This is a genomic window from Quatrionicoccus australiensis, from assembly GCF_020510525.1.
Lineage (GTDB): Bacteria > Pseudomonadota > Gammaproteobacteria > Burkholderiales > Rhodocyclaceae > Azonexus > Azonexus australiensis_B.
Window position 1 is genome coordinate 1324992 of record NZ_CP075188.1, and the last position, 14930, is coordinate 1339921.

The 14930-nt window shown below is 56.9% G+C and carries 21 protein-coding genes; 18 read left to right on the forward strand and 3 right to left on the reverse strand.

Going from position 1 to position 14930, the window contains the following annotated elements; genetic code table 11:
• Window positions 1–20 precede the first annotated feature (20 nt).
• The 5 genes from pilV (at window position 21) to rpsT (ending at window position 2612) form a co-directional block, all read left to right on the forward strand.
• Window positions 21–527: a type IV pilus modification protein PilV gene (gene pilV / locus KI612_RS06385; protein ID WP_226442984.1), complete on the forward strand. Its 507-nt coding sequence runs from the start codon at window positions 21–23 to the stop codon at window positions 525–527.
• Entirely contained in the window at window positions 524–1282 is a 759-nt protein-coding gene (locus tag KI612_RS06390) for a PilW family protein (protein ID WP_226442985.1), read from the forward strand. Before pilV ends, KI612_RS06390 begins: the two co-directional genes overlap by 4 nt.
• 8 nt (window positions 1283–1290) lie before the next feature.
• Entirely contained in the window at window positions 1291–1812 is a 522-nt protein-coding gene (locus tag KI612_RS06395; protein WP_226442986.1) for a pilus assembly PilX family protein, read from the forward strand.
• A gap of 12 nt (window positions 1813–1824) precedes the next feature.
• Window positions 1825–2259 (forward strand): type IV pilin protein, encoded by a 435-nt coding sequence (locus KI612_RS06405; RefSeq protein WP_319002992.1) that lies wholly within the window; start codon window positions 1825–1827, stop codon window positions 2257–2259.
• An 83-nt stretch (window positions 2260–2342) separates the two neighbouring features.
• Window positions 2343–2612: a 30S ribosomal protein S20 gene (rpsT, locus tag KI612_RS06410; RefSeq protein WP_226442987.1), complete on the forward strand. Its 270-nt coding sequence runs from the start codon at window positions 2343–2345 to the stop codon at window positions 2610–2612.
• Between the two features lie 71 nt (window positions 2613–2683).
• On the opposite strand, the gene KI612_RS06415 is transcribed toward rpsT, so the two are convergent.
• On the reverse strand, window positions 2684–2983 hold the full coding sequence (locus KI612_RS06415; RefSeq protein WP_226442988.1) for a DUF3579 domain-containing protein: 300 nt from the start codon (window positions 2981–2983) through the stop codon (window positions 2684–2686).
• A gap of 181 nt (window positions 2984–3164) precedes the next feature.
• On the opposite strand from KI612_RS06415, the gene KI612_RS06420 reads away from it, so the two are divergent.
• The gene (locus KI612_RS06420) at window positions 3165–3395 is read left to right on the forward strand and encodes a hypothetical protein (RefSeq protein WP_226442989.1); all 231 of its coding nucleotides are present in this window, start codon (window positions 3165–3167) and stop codon (window positions 3393–3395) included.
• A 7-nt stretch (window positions 3396–3402) separates the two neighbouring features.
• Here the strand turns inward: KI612_RS06420 and KI612_RS06425 are convergent, their stop codons facing one another.
• Window positions 3403–4164 carry a ParA family protein gene (locus KI612_RS06425; protein WP_226442990.1) on the reverse strand — a complete coding sequence of 254 codons (762 nt, stop codon included), beginning with the start codon at window positions 4162–4164 and terminating at the stop codon, window positions 3403–3405.
• Between the two features lie 140 nt (window positions 4165–4304).
• On the opposite strand from KI612_RS06425, the gene KI612_RS06430 reads away from it, so the two are divergent.
• Genes KI612_RS06430 through KI612_RS06455 form a run of 6 tightly spaced genes read left to right on the forward strand, consistent with a single transcriptional unit; the run spans window position 4305 to window position 8806 of the window.
• A complete protein-coding gene (locus KI612_RS06430) occupies window positions 4305–5477 on the forward strand; it encodes an aspartate aminotransferase family protein (protein WP_226442991.1) in 1173 nt (390 codons plus the stop codon).
• A 3-nt stretch (window positions 5478–5480) separates the two neighbouring features.
• Window positions 5481–6401, forward strand: coding sequence for an ornithine carbamoyltransferase (argF, locus tag KI612_RS06435; RefSeq protein ID WP_226442992.1), 921 nt, complete (start codon window positions 5481–5483; stop codon window positions 6399–6401).
• Window positions 6402–6425: 24 nt separating this feature from the next.
• The gene (locus KI612_RS06440) at window positions 6426–7766 is read left to right on the forward strand and encodes an argininosuccinate synthase (RefSeq protein WP_226442993.1); all 1341 of its coding nucleotides are present in this window, start codon (window positions 6426–6428) and stop codon (window positions 7764–7766) included.
• Window positions 7767–7769: 3 nt separating this feature from the next.
• Window positions 7770–7994 carry a DUF2788 domain-containing protein gene (locus KI612_RS06445; protein WP_226442994.1) on the forward strand — a complete coding sequence of 75 codons (225 nt, stop codon included), beginning with the start codon at window positions 7770–7772 and terminating at the stop codon, window positions 7992–7994.
• Window positions 7995–8306: a pyrimidine/purine nucleoside phosphorylase gene (gene ppnP / locus KI612_RS06450; RefSeq protein WP_226442995.1), complete on the forward strand. Its 312-nt coding sequence runs from the start codon at window positions 7995–7997 to the stop codon at window positions 8304–8306.
• Window positions 8307–8311: 5 nt separating this feature from the next.
• Window positions 8312–8806, forward strand: coding sequence for a YajQ family cyclic di-GMP-binding protein (locus tag KI612_RS06455; protein ID WP_226442996.1), 495 nt, complete (start codon window positions 8312–8314; stop codon window positions 8804–8806).
• An 81-nt stretch (window positions 8807–8887) separates the two neighbouring features.
• Here KI612_RS06455 and KI612_RS06460 read toward each other — a convergent pair whose 3' ends face one another.
• Window positions 8888–9601, reverse strand: coding sequence for a type 1 glutamine amidotransferase (locus KI612_RS06460; protein ID WP_226442997.1), 714 nt, complete (start codon window positions 9599–9601; stop codon window positions 8888–8890).
• Here KI612_RS06460 and KI612_RS06465 point away from each other — a divergent pair.
• From KI612_RS06465 to KI612_RS06490, 6 genes are all read left to right on the forward strand, one after another.
• Complete coding sequence (locus KI612_RS06465) at window positions 9585–10262, forward strand: retropepsin-like aspartic protease family protein (RefSeq protein ID WP_226442998.1); 678 nt, start codon at window positions 9585–9587, stop codon at window positions 10260–10262. The genes KI612_RS06460 and KI612_RS06465 overlap by 17 nt on opposite strands.
• A gap of 10 nt (window positions 10263–10272) precedes the next feature.
• A complete protein-coding gene (locus tag KI612_RS06470) occupies window positions 10273–10530 on the forward strand; it encodes a hypothetical protein (RefSeq protein WP_226442999.1) in 258 nt (85 codons plus the stop codon).
• A complete protein-coding gene (locus tag KI612_RS06475; protein ID WP_226443000.1) occupies window positions 10527–11120 on the forward strand; it encodes a CoA pyrophosphatase in 594 nt (197 codons plus the stop codon). Before KI612_RS06470 ends, KI612_RS06475 begins: the two co-directional genes overlap by 4 nt.
• Window positions 11121–11183: 63 nt before the next feature.
• Entirely contained in the window at window positions 11184–12107 is a 924-nt protein-coding gene (locus KI612_RS06480; RefSeq protein ID WP_226443001.1) for a CobD/CbiB family protein, read from the forward strand.
• A 23-nt stretch (window positions 12108–12130) separates the two neighbouring features.
• On the forward strand, window positions 12131–13312 hold the full coding sequence (locus tag KI612_RS06485; RefSeq protein WP_226443002.1) for an acetyl-CoA C-acyltransferase family protein: 1182 nt from the start codon (window positions 12131–12133) through the stop codon (window positions 13310–13312).
• Between the two features lie 204 nt (window positions 13313–13516).
• Window positions 13517–14929, forward strand: coding sequence for a circularly permuted type 2 ATP-grasp protein (locus KI612_RS06490; RefSeq protein WP_226443003.1), 1413 nt, complete (start codon window positions 13517–13519; stop codon window positions 14927–14929).
• The last annotated feature ends 1 nt before the right edge of the window (window position 14930 follow it).

The window sequence follows — 14930 nt, forward strand, 5'->3', positions numbered from 1 at the left end:
TTGAAAAGGAAGGTCAAGTCATGAAGCAGCAGGGGATGTCGCTGATTGAGGTCATGGTCGCCGTAGCCATTCTGGCTGCGGGCCTGCTTGGTCTTGGAGCCTTGCAGGCGCGTTCGGTGACAATGAATCAGAGTGCTTATTACCGCAGTATCGCGGCCGATCTCGCATCGGATCTGGCCGATCGTGTTCGTGCCAACCGGTCGACCTATTTGGCCAAAGGCGATACGGGTATTCCCACGAATTTCCCCTTGCCGCCTAATTTTGCGAGTTGTCCGCAGAATACTTCGGCACCGGATACTGCTCCAACTTGTGCTACGCAGATTGGTGGGCGTAATGCTTATCTGGTGCAGGCCGAGATGACGGCCTGGAATACAGCTTTGCGGGCCCAGCTTAAAAATGCGACTTACACACTGGTTTCTGCTGATGCCGGCAATGGTTTTCTCAAGTATGTGCTGACCATCACCTGGCTGGATGACCGGACTTCATCTGCTGCTGCAAATACGACTTATACGGCGGTGATCGAATGATGCGCAGACGCAATGCGAGTCGAGGCTTTACCCTCGTTGAACTGATGGTGGCGCTGGTGATCGCTCTGGTTGCCATGCTTGCGGCCATTTCACTTTATGTCGGTACCCGGCAGACTTACCGCATACAGGGTATGCAGTCGCGTTTGTCTGAAGATGGGCGTTTTGCCATTTCGATGCTGCAGCGCCTGACCTTGCAGGCCGGTTTTCGTGACAATCCTGCGACGGCGATTACCGCTGGCTATATTACGCCAGTCACTTCGTCGCAATTTACGGTTAAATTTACTGGTGATAACGTTAATACAGTCGGCTGTAGCGGTGCTGCGGTTACAGGCGCTCAGTCGCTGACGATAAGTGAAAACTCCACCGACAAAAAGCTGACATGTGGGGCCGTCGACTGGATTGCGCCCGCCGGTAGTGGCACCGAGTTGATGGATTTTCTTGTCGAGTATGGCGTTGACTCCGGGCCCAATACGACTCCCGCTGAGTATGGATGTGGCGCAGATATTGCATCCACGGTGTACAAGGAAAGGGATTGTGTGGCGGATGCCTATCCCGTGGCCGCAACTGCTCTGGCCAGCATGGACAAGATTGTTGCACTTCGTTTTTGTCTGGTTTTGCGTACAGAGGATACCGATGTCTCGGTAAATAAAAATGCGGCCTACAAGGATTGTTCGAATGTCGATATTGCCAATTCACAGACCGATCACAAGCTGTATCGGACCTTCCGAACAACGGTCCAGGTAAGGAATCGCTGAGGTCTTCCATGAAAAAAATATCGATGTGCGAAGGTGGTTTTGCGCTTATCGTAGCGATGATCATTCTGGCGGTGATGAGCATTCTTGTCGTCAGTTCCGTGCGCAATACGACCCTGAGCGAAAAGATGTCGGGGAGCTATTTGGATCGTAACCTGGCGCAGCAAGCTGCAGAGCAGGCACTTAGACAGGGAGAGGCAATCCTTGTCACCAATGGGGAAATGTGTGCTTCGGGTTGTGCAGTTTCATCGGCTGGTGCTGTGACCTCGTCAGCCGTGACGACTGCCTTTTCTGCGGTGGCTTGGGATGAGAGTGCTGCTGTGAGTATCAGTAAACCAACTTCACAAAAAACATCTGCGAAGTATTTCGTTAAGCTTCTGCCTGACTCTGCCAAGCCCGGCTATCCTTCTTATGCTGGTTCTCTTAGTGGTATGGCAAGTTGCAAGCCGTATAGTGTCATGGGCAAGGGGCTTGGGCTGGATTCGCGTACGGTTGTGATACTGCAGACCGTGGCATTGGTATGTCCTGTTTAATAAAGGAACGGTATGAATAATCGTTATTCCGAGCATCGTTTTGTCAGCTTCGGGCGATCAGCAGGTTTTACTCTCATCGAGTTGATGATCACTGTCGCCATCATCGCAATTCTGGTCAGTATTGCTTTCCCCTCTTACAACAATCAGATGGTCAAGTCGCGGCGTGCCGATGCGCAGCGTGAGGTGGTTTCCTATGCGCAGTCGCTGGAACGCTGGTTCACCACCAATGGAACCTATCTGAATGCGGCGGGGACGGCCTGTGGTGTTGCTTACTCGGGGGCAACCCAGTATTACGATGTTGCATCGGGAACGGTTTGCACAGCTACCACGTTCGCTATTACCGCAAACCCAGTTACGAGTGGTCCGCAGAGTTCGGACGGAACCTTGACGCTGAACCAGACCGGTGCTCGAGGAGGGTCGGTAAATAGCGGTAACTGGAAGTATTAGGTGAAAATTGTTGTTTCGCCTTGTCGCAAAAGACTTTTACTAGTATAATTTTCTTTTGTTTTTTCACCGTATCTGGAATCTTCATGGCCAATAGCGCACAAGCCCGCAAGCGCGCCCGTCAAGCTGACAAGCAGCGCTCCCATAACGCCAGCCTGCGTTCGACCCTGCGTACCGCGATCAAGCGCGTGCGCCAGGCGATCGAAGCTGGTGATAAAGCCGCAGCTCAGGGCGTCTTCCAGCAATCCGTTGCGGTTCTCGACCGTATTGCTGACAAGAAAATCATCCACAAGAACAAGGCTTCTCGTACCAAGAGCCGCCTGTCTGCCCAGATCAAGGCTATTGCTGCTGCCTGATCCGGCTGGATGACAATAAAAAAGGCATCTTCGGGTGCCTTTTTTATTGTCTGTTGTCTTGCCGGTGAGGGTTATTTTTTTTCTTCGAGTGAACAGACGCCGTCAATGATCTGAAGGTCGTTGTCCTGAGCGAAATTGAGCATGAAACGATAGGCCATTGGTTCGACTTCTCCGAGGCGGCCGTCAACGAAAACTGCTTTTTCCCCGTTGTAGTCACCAGGGCCGACATAGGGGGAGTACTTCATCTTGCGTTCGGCGCCGAAGGCCGACATGACGCCACAGAGGCGTTCGGCCCAGTCGCTGGGGCGAAATTTCTTTCCTTGTTTGGTAAGGCCAACAATGATGAAGGTGGTCGATTCTGATGTTGTCATTGTTCTACTCTGCTTTTATCGGGCGTTGCGACCTTTGGTGGAGGCATTCTAGCAGAAGCGTTGTAGCTGTGGCGCCTTTGCCACTATTGCTAGAAAACTTGTTTTAACAGAAAGGGATGCGTTGTTTTTGTAGAATCGTCTGCATATACTGAAGCTACTTCATTGATATGCAGAGGGTTTTATGGTGCCCCATACCGTTCTGAAATATCTGTTTCGCATTCGAACCCGTAGCGGTGTCGTCGTTGAAAATTTGTCGATCTACGGTCGGGACGAAGTGGAAGCGAGACGCAAGCTGTGCCAGATGTACAACGACTGCGAAATTCTTGAGGCGCGCGGCCAACCGATGGCCTTGGGGGCGCGCAATGCGGCCTGCAGCTACGAGGATGTGGTCGATATGATTGTGGCCGGCTAGGCTGTTTTTAGATGTCGCCTTTGCGCTGCAATTCGTCGAGCAGTGACTTGTAATCATGGGCGCCCGCGCTCGACGCGTTGTGGCGGAAGACGTCGCGGTTAACCGACGGACTTTCCGCTACGGCGACATTTTCTGAAATGACGGTGTCGCAGACTTCGTTGCCATAACGTTCGCGCAGTTTGTTGCGGACGTCGTCGCTCATGCGGCGGCGGCGGTCGAAGCGGGTGAGCAGGTAGCGGCGTTCCACTCTTCTTTTGAGGACGGGCTCAAGGACTTGCAAGGTGCGTGTGATGTGCTCGGCGGCCTGGAGCGACAGGTAATCGGTCGAGATCGGAATGAGCAGGCGGTCGCAGGCAAAAATGGCATTCAAGGCAAGTACACCGATATAAGGGCAGCAGTCGATGATGGTTGTACGCTGTGGCTTTTCGCTTTCGAGCAGGTCGAGGCCGCTGCGCAATTTGTTGAGAATGGCCGGCCCCTTGCCGAAAATCGAGTCGACCTTGATCAATTGCTGGTGCGCAGGAATCAGTTGGCCGATATTTTCCCACTCGACTTCCAGTTCGGCGAGGCTGCGGCTGTCCTGGTAGAAGGCAAACAGGCTGCGGCTGGCTTCGGTGGGCAGCGTGCCATGGATGCTTGACAGATGTCCTTGCGGATCAAGGTCGATCAAGAGTGGAGGCGTGCCGGCACGATGCAGCGCAGCGCCGAGATTGAGTGCGGTTGTCGTTTTGCCGACCCCGCCTTTCTGGTTGAATATAGCGATGCGCATGGTTTTGCCGTTCTATACAAGGCTCTATTTTTCACTTAACATCTGGTTTTCTGCAACTCTTTCCGGTTATTGCGATCCGTAAAGTGTTGTGGTCGTTTCGGCGGCGCTGGCCGCCGTTTTCGTTTTTTGGGGTTGTGCTCATGTCGCATGTCATGAATACCTATGCCCGGTTGCCGGTGACTTTCAGTCATGGTCAGGGATGCCGGATTACAGATACCGAAGGCAAAGAGTACCTCGACGCGCTGTCCGGTATTGCAGTTTCTACGCTGGGGCATGCTCATCCCAAACTGGTGGCTGCGATTTCAGCCCAGGCTGGCCGGATGTTGCACACCTCCAACCTGTACCGGATTCGCGAGCAGGAAGAGCTTGCCGACAAGCTGTGCGAGCTTTCCGGCATGCAGGAAGTTTTTTTCGGCAACTCCGGTGCCGAGGCCAATGAGGCGGCGATCAAGCTGGCTCGTTTTTATGGTCACAAGAAGGGTATCGAGTCGCCGACCATCATCGTCATGGAAAAGGCTTTCCATGGCCGGACCCTGGCCACTCTTTCGGCGACCGGCAATCGCAAGGCGCAGGCAGGCTTCGAGCCGCTGGTCGCCGGCTTTGTCCGCGTTCCCCACGATGATCTGGACGCAATCCGGGCGGTTGCCGAACACAACAAGAACATCGTCGCTGTCATGCTGGAAGTGATCCAGGGCGAAGGCGGCATCCATCTGGCTTCGCTCGAGTATCAGCGTGGCCTGTGCCAGTTGTGCGACGAGCAAGGCTGGTTGCTGATCTGCGACGAGGTGCAATGCGGCATGGCACGCACCGGCAAATGGTTCGGTTATCAGCACGCCGGCATCCAGCCTGATATCGCCACCCTGGCCAAGGGCCTTGGCTCGGGCGTGCCGATTGGCGCCTGCATGGCGGGTGGCAAGGCGGCCGGGTTGTTCGGGCCGGGTAACCACGGTTCGACTTTTGGCGGTAATCCGCTGGTATCGACGGCAGCGCTGACGACGATTCAGACCATCGAACAGGATGGCTTGATGGCCAGTGCCGAACGCATCGGTGCCTTGATTCGTTCGCTGATGGCCGATGCGTTGGCTGGTGTCAAAGGCCTGGTCGAGATCCGTGGTCATGGTCTGATGATCGGTATCGAACTCGATCGTCCGTGCGGCGAACTGGTCGGCAAGGCGCTGGCGGCCGGCTTGCTGATCAATGTGACGGCTGACAAGGTGGTGCGCTTCCTGCCGCCACTGGTTTTCAGCGAAAATGATGCTCGGGAGCTGGTCGACCGTAGCGCTCCCCTTATCAAGGAATTTCTGGCGGCCTGAACCATGGCGATCAAACATTTTCTGCAATTCAAGGATTTCACCCGCGACGAGCTGGAGTACGTCTTCGACCGTACGCGCTGGATCAAGAACCAGTTCAAGTCCTACCAGAAGTACTGGCCGCTCAGCGACCGCACGCTGGTGATGATTTTCGAAAAGGCCAGCACGCGCACCCGTCTCTCCTTTGAGGCGGGCATGCAGCAACTCGGCGGTTCGGCGATCTACCTGAACACGCGTGACTCCCAGCTGGGGCGCGGCGAGCCGGTCGAGGATGCGGCGCAAGTGATTTCGCGGATGAGCGATATCGTCATGATCCGCACTTTCGAGCAGGACATCATCGAGCGTTTTGCCGCCAATTCGCGCGTGCCGGTGATCAATGGGCTGACCAACGAATACCACCCGTGCCAGATCCTTGCCGACATCTATACCTACATCGAGCATCGCGGCTGCATTCAGGGCAAGACGGTTGCCTGGGTCGGCGATGCCAACAATATGTGCAATACCTGGCTGCAGGCAGCAGAAGTGCTGGATTTCAAGGTACATGTATCAACGCCGCCGGGGTACGAGATCAATCCCGAGTTGGTTGGCGTGATCGACGAGTCGCATTTCAAGGTCTTTGCCGACCCAATGGATGCCTGCCGCGGTGCCGATCTGGTAACCACGGATGTGTGGACCTCGATGGGCTTCGAGGCAGAAAACGAAGAACGGATCAAGGCCTTTGCCGACTGGTGTGTCGATGGTGACATGATGCGTGTCGCCAATGAAGGGGCGGTATTCATGCACTGCCTGCCGGCGCACCGAGGTGAGGAAGTGACGGCAGAAGTCATCGACGGACCGCAATCGGTGGTCTGGGATGAGGCGGAGAATCGTCTGCACGTCCAGAAGGCGTTGATGGAATATTTAATGTTGGGCCGTATCAACGGCTGAGTTGAATTGAAACAAGGAACTGAAATGAGCGACATCAAGAAAGTAGTGCTGGCCTATTCAGGCGGTCTGGATACCTCGGTCATCCTCAAGTGGTTGCAGGATGTGTACAAGTGCGAAGTCGTCACCTTCACGGCTGACCTCGGTCAGGGTGAAGAGCTGGAACCGGCACGCGCCAAGGCGCTGAAGGCGGGCATCAAGCCAAAGAACATCTACATCGACGACGTGCGCGAAGAATTCGTCCGCGATTTCGTCTTCCCGATGTTCCGCGCCAATACCGTCTATGAAGGCGAATACCTGCTCGGTACCTCGATTGCCCGGCCGCTGATCGCCAAGCGCCTGGTCGATATCGTCAATGAAACCGGTGCCGACGCCATCTGTCACGGCGCCACCGGCAAGGGTAACGACCAGGTGCGTTTCGAGCTCGGCGCCTATGCGCTGAAGCCGGGCATCAAGGTCATCGCACCGTGGCGCGAGTGGGACCTGATGTCGCGCGAAAAGCTGATGGCCTATGCCGAGAAGCATGGCATCGAAATCGACATGAAGCACAAGAAGGGTGGCTCGCCGTATTCGATGGACGCCAACCTGCTGCATATCTCCTACGAAGGTCGTCACCTGGAAGATCCGGCCGCTGAAGCCGAAGAATCGATGTGGCGCTGGACCGTGTCGCCGGAAAAGGCGCCGAACAAGGCCGAGTATCTCGACCTCGAATTCGTTGCCGGTGATCTGGTGGCAATCAACGGCAAGAAGATGAAGGCGCACGAGCTGCTTGCCACGCTGAACGAGCTTGGCGGCAAGCACGGCATCGGCCGTCTCGACCTGGTCGAAAACCGCTACGTCGGCATGAAGTCGCGCGGCTGTTACGAAACCCCGGGCGGCACCATCCTGCTGCGCGCACACCGTGCCATCGAGTCGGTCACGCTGGATCGCGAAGTCGCCCACCTCAAGGACGACCTGATGCCGCGTTACGCCAGCCTGGTGTACAACGGCTACTGGTGGAGCCCGGAGCGCAAGGCGCTGCAGGTGCTGATCGACCATACGCAACAGACGGTCAACGGCACGGTTCGCCTGAAATTGTACAAGGGCAACGTCATCGTCGTCGGTCGCGATTCGCAGACCGATTCGCTGTTCGATTCGACCATCGCCACCTTCGAGGACGATGCCGGTGCTTACGATCAGCGCGATGCTGGCGGTTTCATCAAGCTGAACGCCCTGCGCATGCGCATCGCCGCCAATCTGGCAGCGAAGAAGGCGGGCAAGCCGGCGGCCAAGAAGGCAGCCTCGGCAGCCAAGGCCGCACCGGCCAAGGCGGCTGCACCGAAGAAGGCAGCAGCCGCCAAGAAGCCGGCCGCCAAGAAGAAGGCTTAAGACATGGAAAGCGGCACCGTATTCGGTTTCAACGAAGAACAGATCGCAGACTTTTTCTCGACCTGGGGTGTCGCGGCTTTCATTATTTTCATGCTCTTCATCATCGGCGAGATTGCCTGGAAGTCGAAAGCCGGCAAGACGGGCACCTTCGTGCTCTTCTTTGTGCTGGCTTTCGGCATGGTCGGTTTTGTCGCCAAATCAGTCATTCAGAAAATCTGGGGTATTTAAATGTCGCAATACGACAAGGTTTCCGTGGTCAAGAAGGCCAATGTTTATTTTGACGGCAAGTGCGTCAGCCATACCGTCGTGCTCGAAGACGGCACCAAGAAGACAGTTGGCGTGATCCTGCCATCCAGCCTGACCTTCAATACCGGCGCGCCGGAAATCATGGAAGGCGTTGGCGGCTCGTGCCGCGTCAAGCTCAAGGGCGAAAGCGAATGGACGACCTATGGTGATGGCCAGTCCTTCAACGTGCCGGGCAATTCCAGCTTCGAAATTGCCTGTGACGAGCCGTATCACTACGTCTGCCATTTCGGGTAATAGCCATGCCGAGCTTTGACTTCACCTCCGAAGCCGACATGGTCGGCCTGAAGAATGCCATCGACGTCACTTCGCGCCAGATCGACAATCGCTATGACTTCAAGGGCACTTCGGCCAAGGTCGAACTGAACGAGAAGGACAAGGTCATCACCCTGTGGGGCGACTCCGACTTCCAGCTTGACCAGATCAAGGACCTGCTTTTCCCGGCCATGGAAAAGAAGGAAAAGGAAAGCGTCAAGCGCCTCGATCACCAGAAGGTGGTCAGCGTTTCCGGCAACAAGGTCAAGCAGGAAATGAAGATCAAGGACGGGATCGACAGCGAACTCGCCAAAAAAATCGTCAAGCTGGTCAAGGATGGCAAGCTCAAGGTCCAGGCCTCGATCCAGGGCGATACGGTGCGTGTCCAGGGCGCCAAGCGTGACGATCTGCAGGGCTGCATCGCGTTGATCACCAAATCGATTACCGATTTCCCGATCAAGTACGGCAATTTCCGCGACTAGACATTCCTGTCGGTCGACCGGCTGAAAAAGGCAAAAACGGGCATCGTGGATGCCCGTTTTCTATTAGCCGGATACTCCGGTTCAGCGCTGCAGCCCCTTGATCCAGGTCGAATAAAGCTGTTCCGACAGGAGGCGCATTTTCGGCAGGCGGGCGGCGATTTCCTGCTGCATGACTTCCGGCAACTGGACGCTGGGCTGGTCGGCGGCTGTGATCGCCTCGTCGGCCCACTGTTCGCACCAGGTGGCGATCATTTCGGGAGTCATTTCGACATGGCATTGCATGCCGAGGTGCGGCCCCTTGACGAACATCTGGTTGGCGCAGTGCGCGTTGCTCAGCAGGCGGCTGGCCTCCTCCGGCAGGCTGAAGGTCTCGCCGTGCCACTGGAAGATGGTGCCCGCCTTGCCGGCAAAGGGACCGAGCCATTGTCGGGCGATTGCATTGTCCTCGCCACAGCCTTCGCTCCAGCCGATTTCCTTGACCGGGTTGCGGGTGACCTGGCCGCCCAGCGCCTTGCTCAACAGCTGGCCACCGAGGCAATGGCCGATGACCGGAATGTTGCTGGCCGCGGCCTGGCGAATCAGCGCGCAGACAGGCTCTATCCAGGGCAGGGGGTCATTGACGCTCATCGGCCCGCCCATGAAACAGAGGCCGGAAAAGGCGTCGACCGTGGTCGGTACGGCTTCGCCTTCGTCAAGGGCGATCAGTTTCCATGGAATCCCTTGCTGCTCAAGGAATATGGCAAAATAACCGGGACCTTCAGTCGGGGAGTGGCGAAAGATGGCAACAGGTAGCATGGCAATAAAGTCGTCAGGGAAAATGATGCTTCATTTTACGCTGGCCTTGCTGACTGCAGGCCTGTTTCCCGTGCTTGCCGCGGCGCAGGAGGTTGGCTTGGCTGGCATCATGGGAAGCAAGGCCATGCTCATGGTCAATGGTGGCGAGCCGCAGGCCGTGGCGATCGGGCAAAGCCTGGATGGCGTCAAACTGCTCTCCGTTCAGGGTGATCAGGTCGTGGTCGAAGTCGGGGGCAAAAAACGGCCGCTGCGCGTCGGGCAGCATGCGATTGGCGTCTCGAATGGCGATGGTTCGGGCAAGATCATCATGACGGCCGATGGTCAGGGACATTTTTATACGACAGGGACAATTAACGGAACTTCGGTGCGCTTTGTGGTGGATACTGGAGCGACGATGATTTCCCTGGGCGCAACCGATGCCAAGCGGATTGGTTTGGATTTTAATCGTGGCGAGAAAATGATCTCGCATACGGCCAACGGCCAGACCGTGGTCAGCAAGCTGCAACTCGATACTGTTCGCCTGGGTGATATCACCCTGCATGGCGTCGATGCAGTGATTCACCAGAATGAAATGCCGATTGCGCTGCTGGGCATGAGTTTCCTCAACCGGATGGAAATGCAGCGCGACGGCAGTACCATGACACTTAAAAAACGATTCTAGGAGAGAGATCATGCCGGACCGTGACCAGGAAATAAGCATGTTGCGCCATGAGCTGGAAATGCTGATGAGCGAGCGCCAGTCGATATTGCGGATTGTTGGTGCGGCGGCGGCACTGATCGCCTGTCTGGACAGCAAACGTTTGCCGGTGGGCGCGATTGAAGCGGCCGATGTGGTTGCCACGTCGATCAATTGCCTTTCGGAAGAAACTTTGCAGGATGCGCTGAATGCCGTTCATGCCGAAATCGAGGACAATGTTTCGGCAGCATGAATCCCGATCTGCAAAGCATCAGAAATTGCCTGCTGGCGGTTCCTGCCGCCAGTGACTTCGTTCAGGAAGAGGGGGGGGAGGGTTTGTCGCTGACCGCGGCGGCCGTGCTTTTCCCGATCGTGCTGCGTGAAACCGGGCCTACCGTTCTGCTCACCCAGCGTACAGCCCATTTGCGCGACCATGGTGGCCAGATCAGTTTTCCCGGTGGCCGGGTCGAGAATGAGGATCTGACACCGGTTGATACCGCCTTGCGAGAAACGGAAGAGGAGATCGGGCTGGCGCGTCAGCACATCGAGATTCTCGGCTTTCTGCCGGAGTACCGAACCGGCACCGGTTTCAGGGTGACGCCTGTGGTCGGATTGGTGCAACCGCCCTTTGAATTGAGCGTTGATCCTTTCGAAGTCGCTGAGGCTTTCGAGGTGCCGCTGGATTTCCTGCTGAATCCGCTGAATCACAAGGAACATTCGCTGCATTATCGGGGTGCCATGCGGCATTTTTTCGCCATGCCTTATGGCGACTATTTTATCTGGGGGGCGACGGCTGGCATGATTCGTTCGCTGACTGCCCGTCTTGGTCTGCATCCCGCCTGAGCTTGTGGTATGGTGGTGCTTTAGCATAAGAAAACAAGCCGATTACGGCGAAATCTCTGCCCCATGAGTCTTTTCTCGCTGATTGCTGTTTTTCTCATCGAGCAGCTACAACCCCTCTCTTACCGCCGCGTGGTGGTTGCCCCTCTTTCGGCCTGGGCGGATTTCATCGAGTCCCGCTTCAATGCGGGCGAGTATCGTCATGGCGTCATCGCCTGGTGTCTCGCCGTGTTGCTGCCGGTTGGTATGGTGGCCGTGCTTTACGGCCTGCTTTATTCGTTGAATCCCCTGTTGGCCTGGGCATTCAATGTTGTCGTGCTGTATCTGACCATGGGTTTTCGTCAGTTCAGCCATCATTACACCGAAATCCAGCTGGCATTGCGCCAGGGGGATTTGACCCAGGCCCGTGCGCTGCTTGGTGAATGGCTGGGGCGTTCGGTCAGTGACCTGGGGTCGGAAGATATTGCCCGGCTGTCGATAGAGCAGGCGCTGCTTGCTTCGCACCGCCACGTATTTGCCGTGTTGCTCTGGTTTGTCTTGTTGCCGGGGCCGTGTGGTGCTGTTCTTTACCGGATGTCGGCAGTGATTGCCGAGCGATGGCACAACCGTAATGTGACTGAGCATAATGTGTTCTTCGCGTTTTCCCGCCAGGTTTTCGGTATTATCGACTGGCTGCCATTGCGTGCTACGGCTGCCGTCTTCGCCATCGTCGGTGATTTTGAAGATGCGGTTTATTGCTGGCGGACGCAGGCGGACCAATGGCCGGAGCGTGATCAGGGGATCGTGCTGGCCAGTGGCGCCGGGGCCCTGGGGGTTCAACTCGGGATGCCGGTGCTCGATGATGGCCTGGTGACGGATCGTGCCGCGCTGGGAACCGGTGATCCGGCGGATGTCGATTTCATGCAGAGTGCCGTGGGGCTCGTCTGGCGGGCCACGGTCATGTGGATTGTGTTGCTGTTTTTGTTGGGGCTTGCCAGTCTGGCAGGCTGAATGATTCTTACAAGGAGATGTTTATGAGCAGAGAAGTCGTCGTTCTTAGCGCAGTCCGTTCGCCGATTGGCGCCTTTGGTGGTTCCCTTGCTGATTTCGAAAGCACCGAACTGGCCGGCATCGTCATGAAGGAAGCGATTGCCCGCTCCGGTGTCGATCCGCAGGCAATCAACTACGTTACCGTCGGCACCACGATGCCGACCGATTCCCGCTACGCTTATGTTTCCCGCGTTGCTTCGATTCAAGCCGGCCTGTCGATGGATTCCGTCGCCATGCAGGTTTCCCGCCTGTGTGCCTCCGGCCTGCAGGGCATTGTGACCACTGCCCAGAACCTGATGCTGGGTGATGCCGACTACGGTATCGGTGGCGGTGTCGAAGTCATGTCCAAGGCTGCCTACCTGCTGCCGGCATTGCGTTCGGGCGCCCGCATGGGTGATACCAAGGCCATCGATTCCATGGTTGCCGTCCTGACCGATCCGTTCGGCGTTGGCCACATGGGTATCACGGCCGAGAACCTGGCTGCCAAGCATGGCATTACCCGTGAAGAGCAGGATGCCTTCGCTGTCGAATCGCAGCGTCGTGCCGCTGCAGCGATTGAAGCCGGCCATTTCAAGTCGCAAATCGTGCCCATCGTCAAGCAGACCCGCAAGGGCGAAGTGGTGTTCGATACCGACGAATACGTCAAGGCCGGTACCACGCTGGAATCGCTGGCCAAGATGAAGCCGGCTTTCAAGAAGGACGGCACGGTCACCGCTGGTAACGCCTCCGGCATCAACGACGGCGCAGCCTTCTTCGTGCTGGCTGCTGCTGACGTCGCCGCCAAGAATGGTCACAAGGCACGTGCCCGTATCGCCGGTTATGCCGTTGCCGGTGTGCCGAATGATGTCATGGGCGAAGGTCCGGTTCCGGCCACCAAGCTGGCCCTGAAGAAGGCCGGCCTGACGCTGGATCAGATGGATGTCATCGAGTCCAACGAAGCGTTTGCTGCCCAGGCTCTGTCTGTTTCCAAGCTGCTCGGTCTCGATCCGGTCAAGACCAATCCGAATGGCGGTGCCATCGCTCTCGGCCACCCGGTCGGCTGCTCTGGTGCTTTCATCGCGACCAAGGCCCTGTATGAACTGGAACGTGTCGGCGGCAAGTATGCGCTGGTCACGATGTGTATCGGTGGTGGTCAAGGTATTGCCGTCATCTTCGAACGCGCCTGATCGCTTCGGTCTTTCCGTTGTACAGAAAACCCGCCGGAGCAATCCGGCGGGTTTTTTATTTGCACCACTTTGAAATACAGATGCACCACCGTAGGGCGCGGCCCTGTTCTGTTGATTTCTAATTCACTGATTTCGTGATGTTTTGGACAGTGGCATGGAATCTGCTGAATTACTTTCGAGAGCATCCTCAGCGACGAGTCCAATATGAACTTCTATAACGAAATGATGGACGCCAACGACGGCGTCCGTGCTCACTACCAGGGTTACGATCAATGGCTCAAGGCGACACCGGCGGAGCGCATCGCGCGCAAGCGGGCTGAAGCGGACCTGGCTTTCCATCGGGTTGGCATCACCTTCGCGGTGTATGGCGAAGAGGCAGGCAAGGAGCGTCTGATTCCCTTCGACATCATTCCGCGCATCATTCCCTCGGCTGAGTGGCTAGCGCTGCAGGCTGGCCTGCGTCAGCGTGTCACGGCGCTGAACATGTTCCTGCACGACATCTACCACGATCAGGAAATTCTCAAGGCTGGCAAGATTCCGGCCGAGCAGATTCTCAACAATGCCCAGTATCGCCCGATCATGCAGGGTGTCGATGTGCCGGGTGGCGTCTACGCCCATATCGCCGGCGTCGATATCGTGCGTGCCGGAGCGGGCGAGTTCTACGTGCTGGAAGACAATCTGCGCGTACCGTCCGGTGTTTCCTACATGCTCGAAGACCGCAAGATGATGATGCGCCTCTTCCCCGAGTTGTTTGCCAAACACAAGGTGGCGCCGGTGCAGCACTACCCGGACATGCTGCTGGAAAAACTGCGCGCCGTCGCGCCGCAGGGCGTCAGCAATCCGACCGTGGTTGTGATGACGCCGGGCGCCTATAACAGCGCCTATTTCGAACATACCTTCCTCGCCCAGCAGATGGGTGTCGAACTGGTCGAAGGGCGTGATCTCTTCGTCAAGGACGAAGTGGTCTACATGCAGACGACGCAGGGGCCGCAGCGCGTCGATGTGATCTATCGTCGGATCGACGACGACTACATGGATCCCAAGGTTTTCCGCGCCGAATCGACGCTGGGCGTGCCTGGCATCCTCAAGGCCTACCAGGCCGGCAACGTGACCCTGGCCAATGCAATCGGTACCGGTGTTGCCGACGACAAGTCGATCTACCCGTACGTGCCGGACATGATCCGTTTCTACCTCGGCGAAGAGCCGAAGCTCAACAACGTGCCGACCTACATGTGCCGCAAGCCGGACGATCTGAAATACGTTCTTGACCATCTGCCGGAGCTGGTGGTCAAGGAAGTGCATGGGGCCGGTGGTTACGGCATGCTGGTCGGACCGGCTTCGACGAAGGAGCAGATCGAGCATTTCCGGCAACTGCTGATTGCCAAGCCGGAGGGCTATATCGCCCAGCCGACGCTCGCCTTGTCCAACTGCCCGACTTTTGTCGAGGAAGGCATCGCGCCGCGTCACCTTGATCTGCGCCCCTTCGTGCTGTCTTCGGGCAAGTGCGTCAACATGGTGCCAGGCGGCCTGACCCGTGTTGCCCTGACCAAGGGCTCGCTGGTCGTCAATTCGTCGCAGGGCGGCGGTACCAAAGACACCTGGGTTCTGGAGGATTAAG

What these genes read in the sequence shown, in the direction of transcription:
- pilV (WP_226442984.1), top strand. Translation starts at nt 21, where the DNA reads ATGAAGCAGCAGGGGATGTCGCTGATTGAGGTCATGGTCGCCGTAGCC.
- KI612_RS06390 (WP_226442985.1), top strand. Translation starts at nt 524, where the DNA reads ATGATGCGCAGACGCAATGCGAGTCGAGGCTTTACCCTCGTTGAACTG.
- KI612_RS06395 (WP_226442986.1), top strand. Translation starts at nt 1,291, where the DNA reads ATGAAAAAAATATCGATGTGCGAAGGTGGTTTTGCGCTTATCGTAGCG.
- KI612_RS06405 (WP_319002992.1), top strand. Translation starts at nt 1,825, where the DNA reads ATGAATAATCGTTATTCCGAGCATCGTTTTGTCAGCTTCGGGCGATCA.
- rpsT (WP_226442987.1), top strand. Translation starts at nt 2,343, where the DNA reads ATGGCCAATAGCGCACAAGCCCGCAAGCGCGCCCGTCAAGCTGACAAG.
- KI612_RS06415 (WP_226442988.1), bottom strand. Translation starts at nt 2,983, where the DNA reads ATGACAACATCAGAATCGACCACCTTCATCATTGTTGGCCTTACCAAA.
- KI612_RS06420 (WP_226442989.1), top strand. Translation starts at nt 3,165, where the DNA reads ATGGTGCCCCATACCGTTCTGAAATATCTGTTTCGCATTCGAACCCGT.
- KI612_RS06425 (WP_226442990.1), bottom strand. Translation starts at nt 4,164, where the DNA reads ATGCGCATCGCTATATTCAACCAGAAAGGCGGGGTCGGCAAAACGACA.
- KI612_RS06430 (WP_226442991.1), top strand. Translation starts at nt 4,305, where the DNA reads ATGTCGCATGTCATGAATACCTATGCCCGGTTGCCGGTGACTTTCAGT.
- argF (WP_226442992.1), top strand. Translation starts at nt 5,481, where the DNA reads ATGGCGATCAAACATTTTCTGCAATTCAAGGATTTCACCCGCGACGAG.
- KI612_RS06440 (WP_226442993.1), top strand. Translation starts at nt 6,426, where the DNA reads ATGAGCGACATCAAGAAAGTAGTGCTGGCCTATTCAGGCGGTCTGGAT.
- KI612_RS06445 (WP_226442994.1), top strand. Translation starts at nt 7,770, where the DNA reads ATGGAAAGCGGCACCGTATTCGGTTTCAACGAAGAACAGATCGCAGAC.
- ppnP (WP_226442995.1), top strand. Translation starts at nt 7,995, where the DNA reads ATGTCGCAATACGACAAGGTTTCCGTGGTCAAGAAGGCCAATGTTTAT.
- KI612_RS06455 (WP_226442996.1), top strand. Translation starts at nt 8,312, where the DNA reads ATGCCGAGCTTTGACTTCACCTCCGAAGCCGACATGGTCGGCCTGAAG.
- KI612_RS06465 (WP_226442998.1), top strand. Translation starts at nt 9,585, where the DNA reads ATGGCAACAGGTAGCATGGCAATAAAGTCGTCAGGGAAAATGATGCTT.
- KI612_RS06460 (WP_226442997.1), bottom strand. Translation starts at nt 9,601, where the DNA reads ATGCTACCTGTTGCCATCTTTCGCCACTCCCCGACTGAAGGTCCCGGT.
- KI612_RS06470 (WP_226442999.1), top strand. Translation starts at nt 10,273, where the DNA reads ATGCCGGACCGTGACCAGGAAATAAGCATGTTGCGCCATGAGCTGGAA.
- KI612_RS06475 (WP_226443000.1), top strand. Translation starts at nt 10,527, where the DNA reads ATGAATCCCGATCTGCAAAGCATCAGAAATTGCCTGCTGGCGGTTCCT.
- KI612_RS06480 (WP_226443001.1), top strand. Translation starts at nt 11,184, where the DNA reads ATGAGTCTTTTCTCGCTGATTGCTGTTTTTCTCATCGAGCAGCTACAA.
- KI612_RS06485 (WP_226443002.1), top strand. Translation starts at nt 12,131, where the DNA reads ATGAGCAGAGAAGTCGTCGTTCTTAGCGCAGTCCGTTCGCCGATTGGC.
- KI612_RS06490 (WP_226443003.1), top strand. Translation starts at nt 13,517, where the DNA reads ATGAACTTCTATAACGAAATGATGGACGCCAACGACGGCGTCCGTGCT.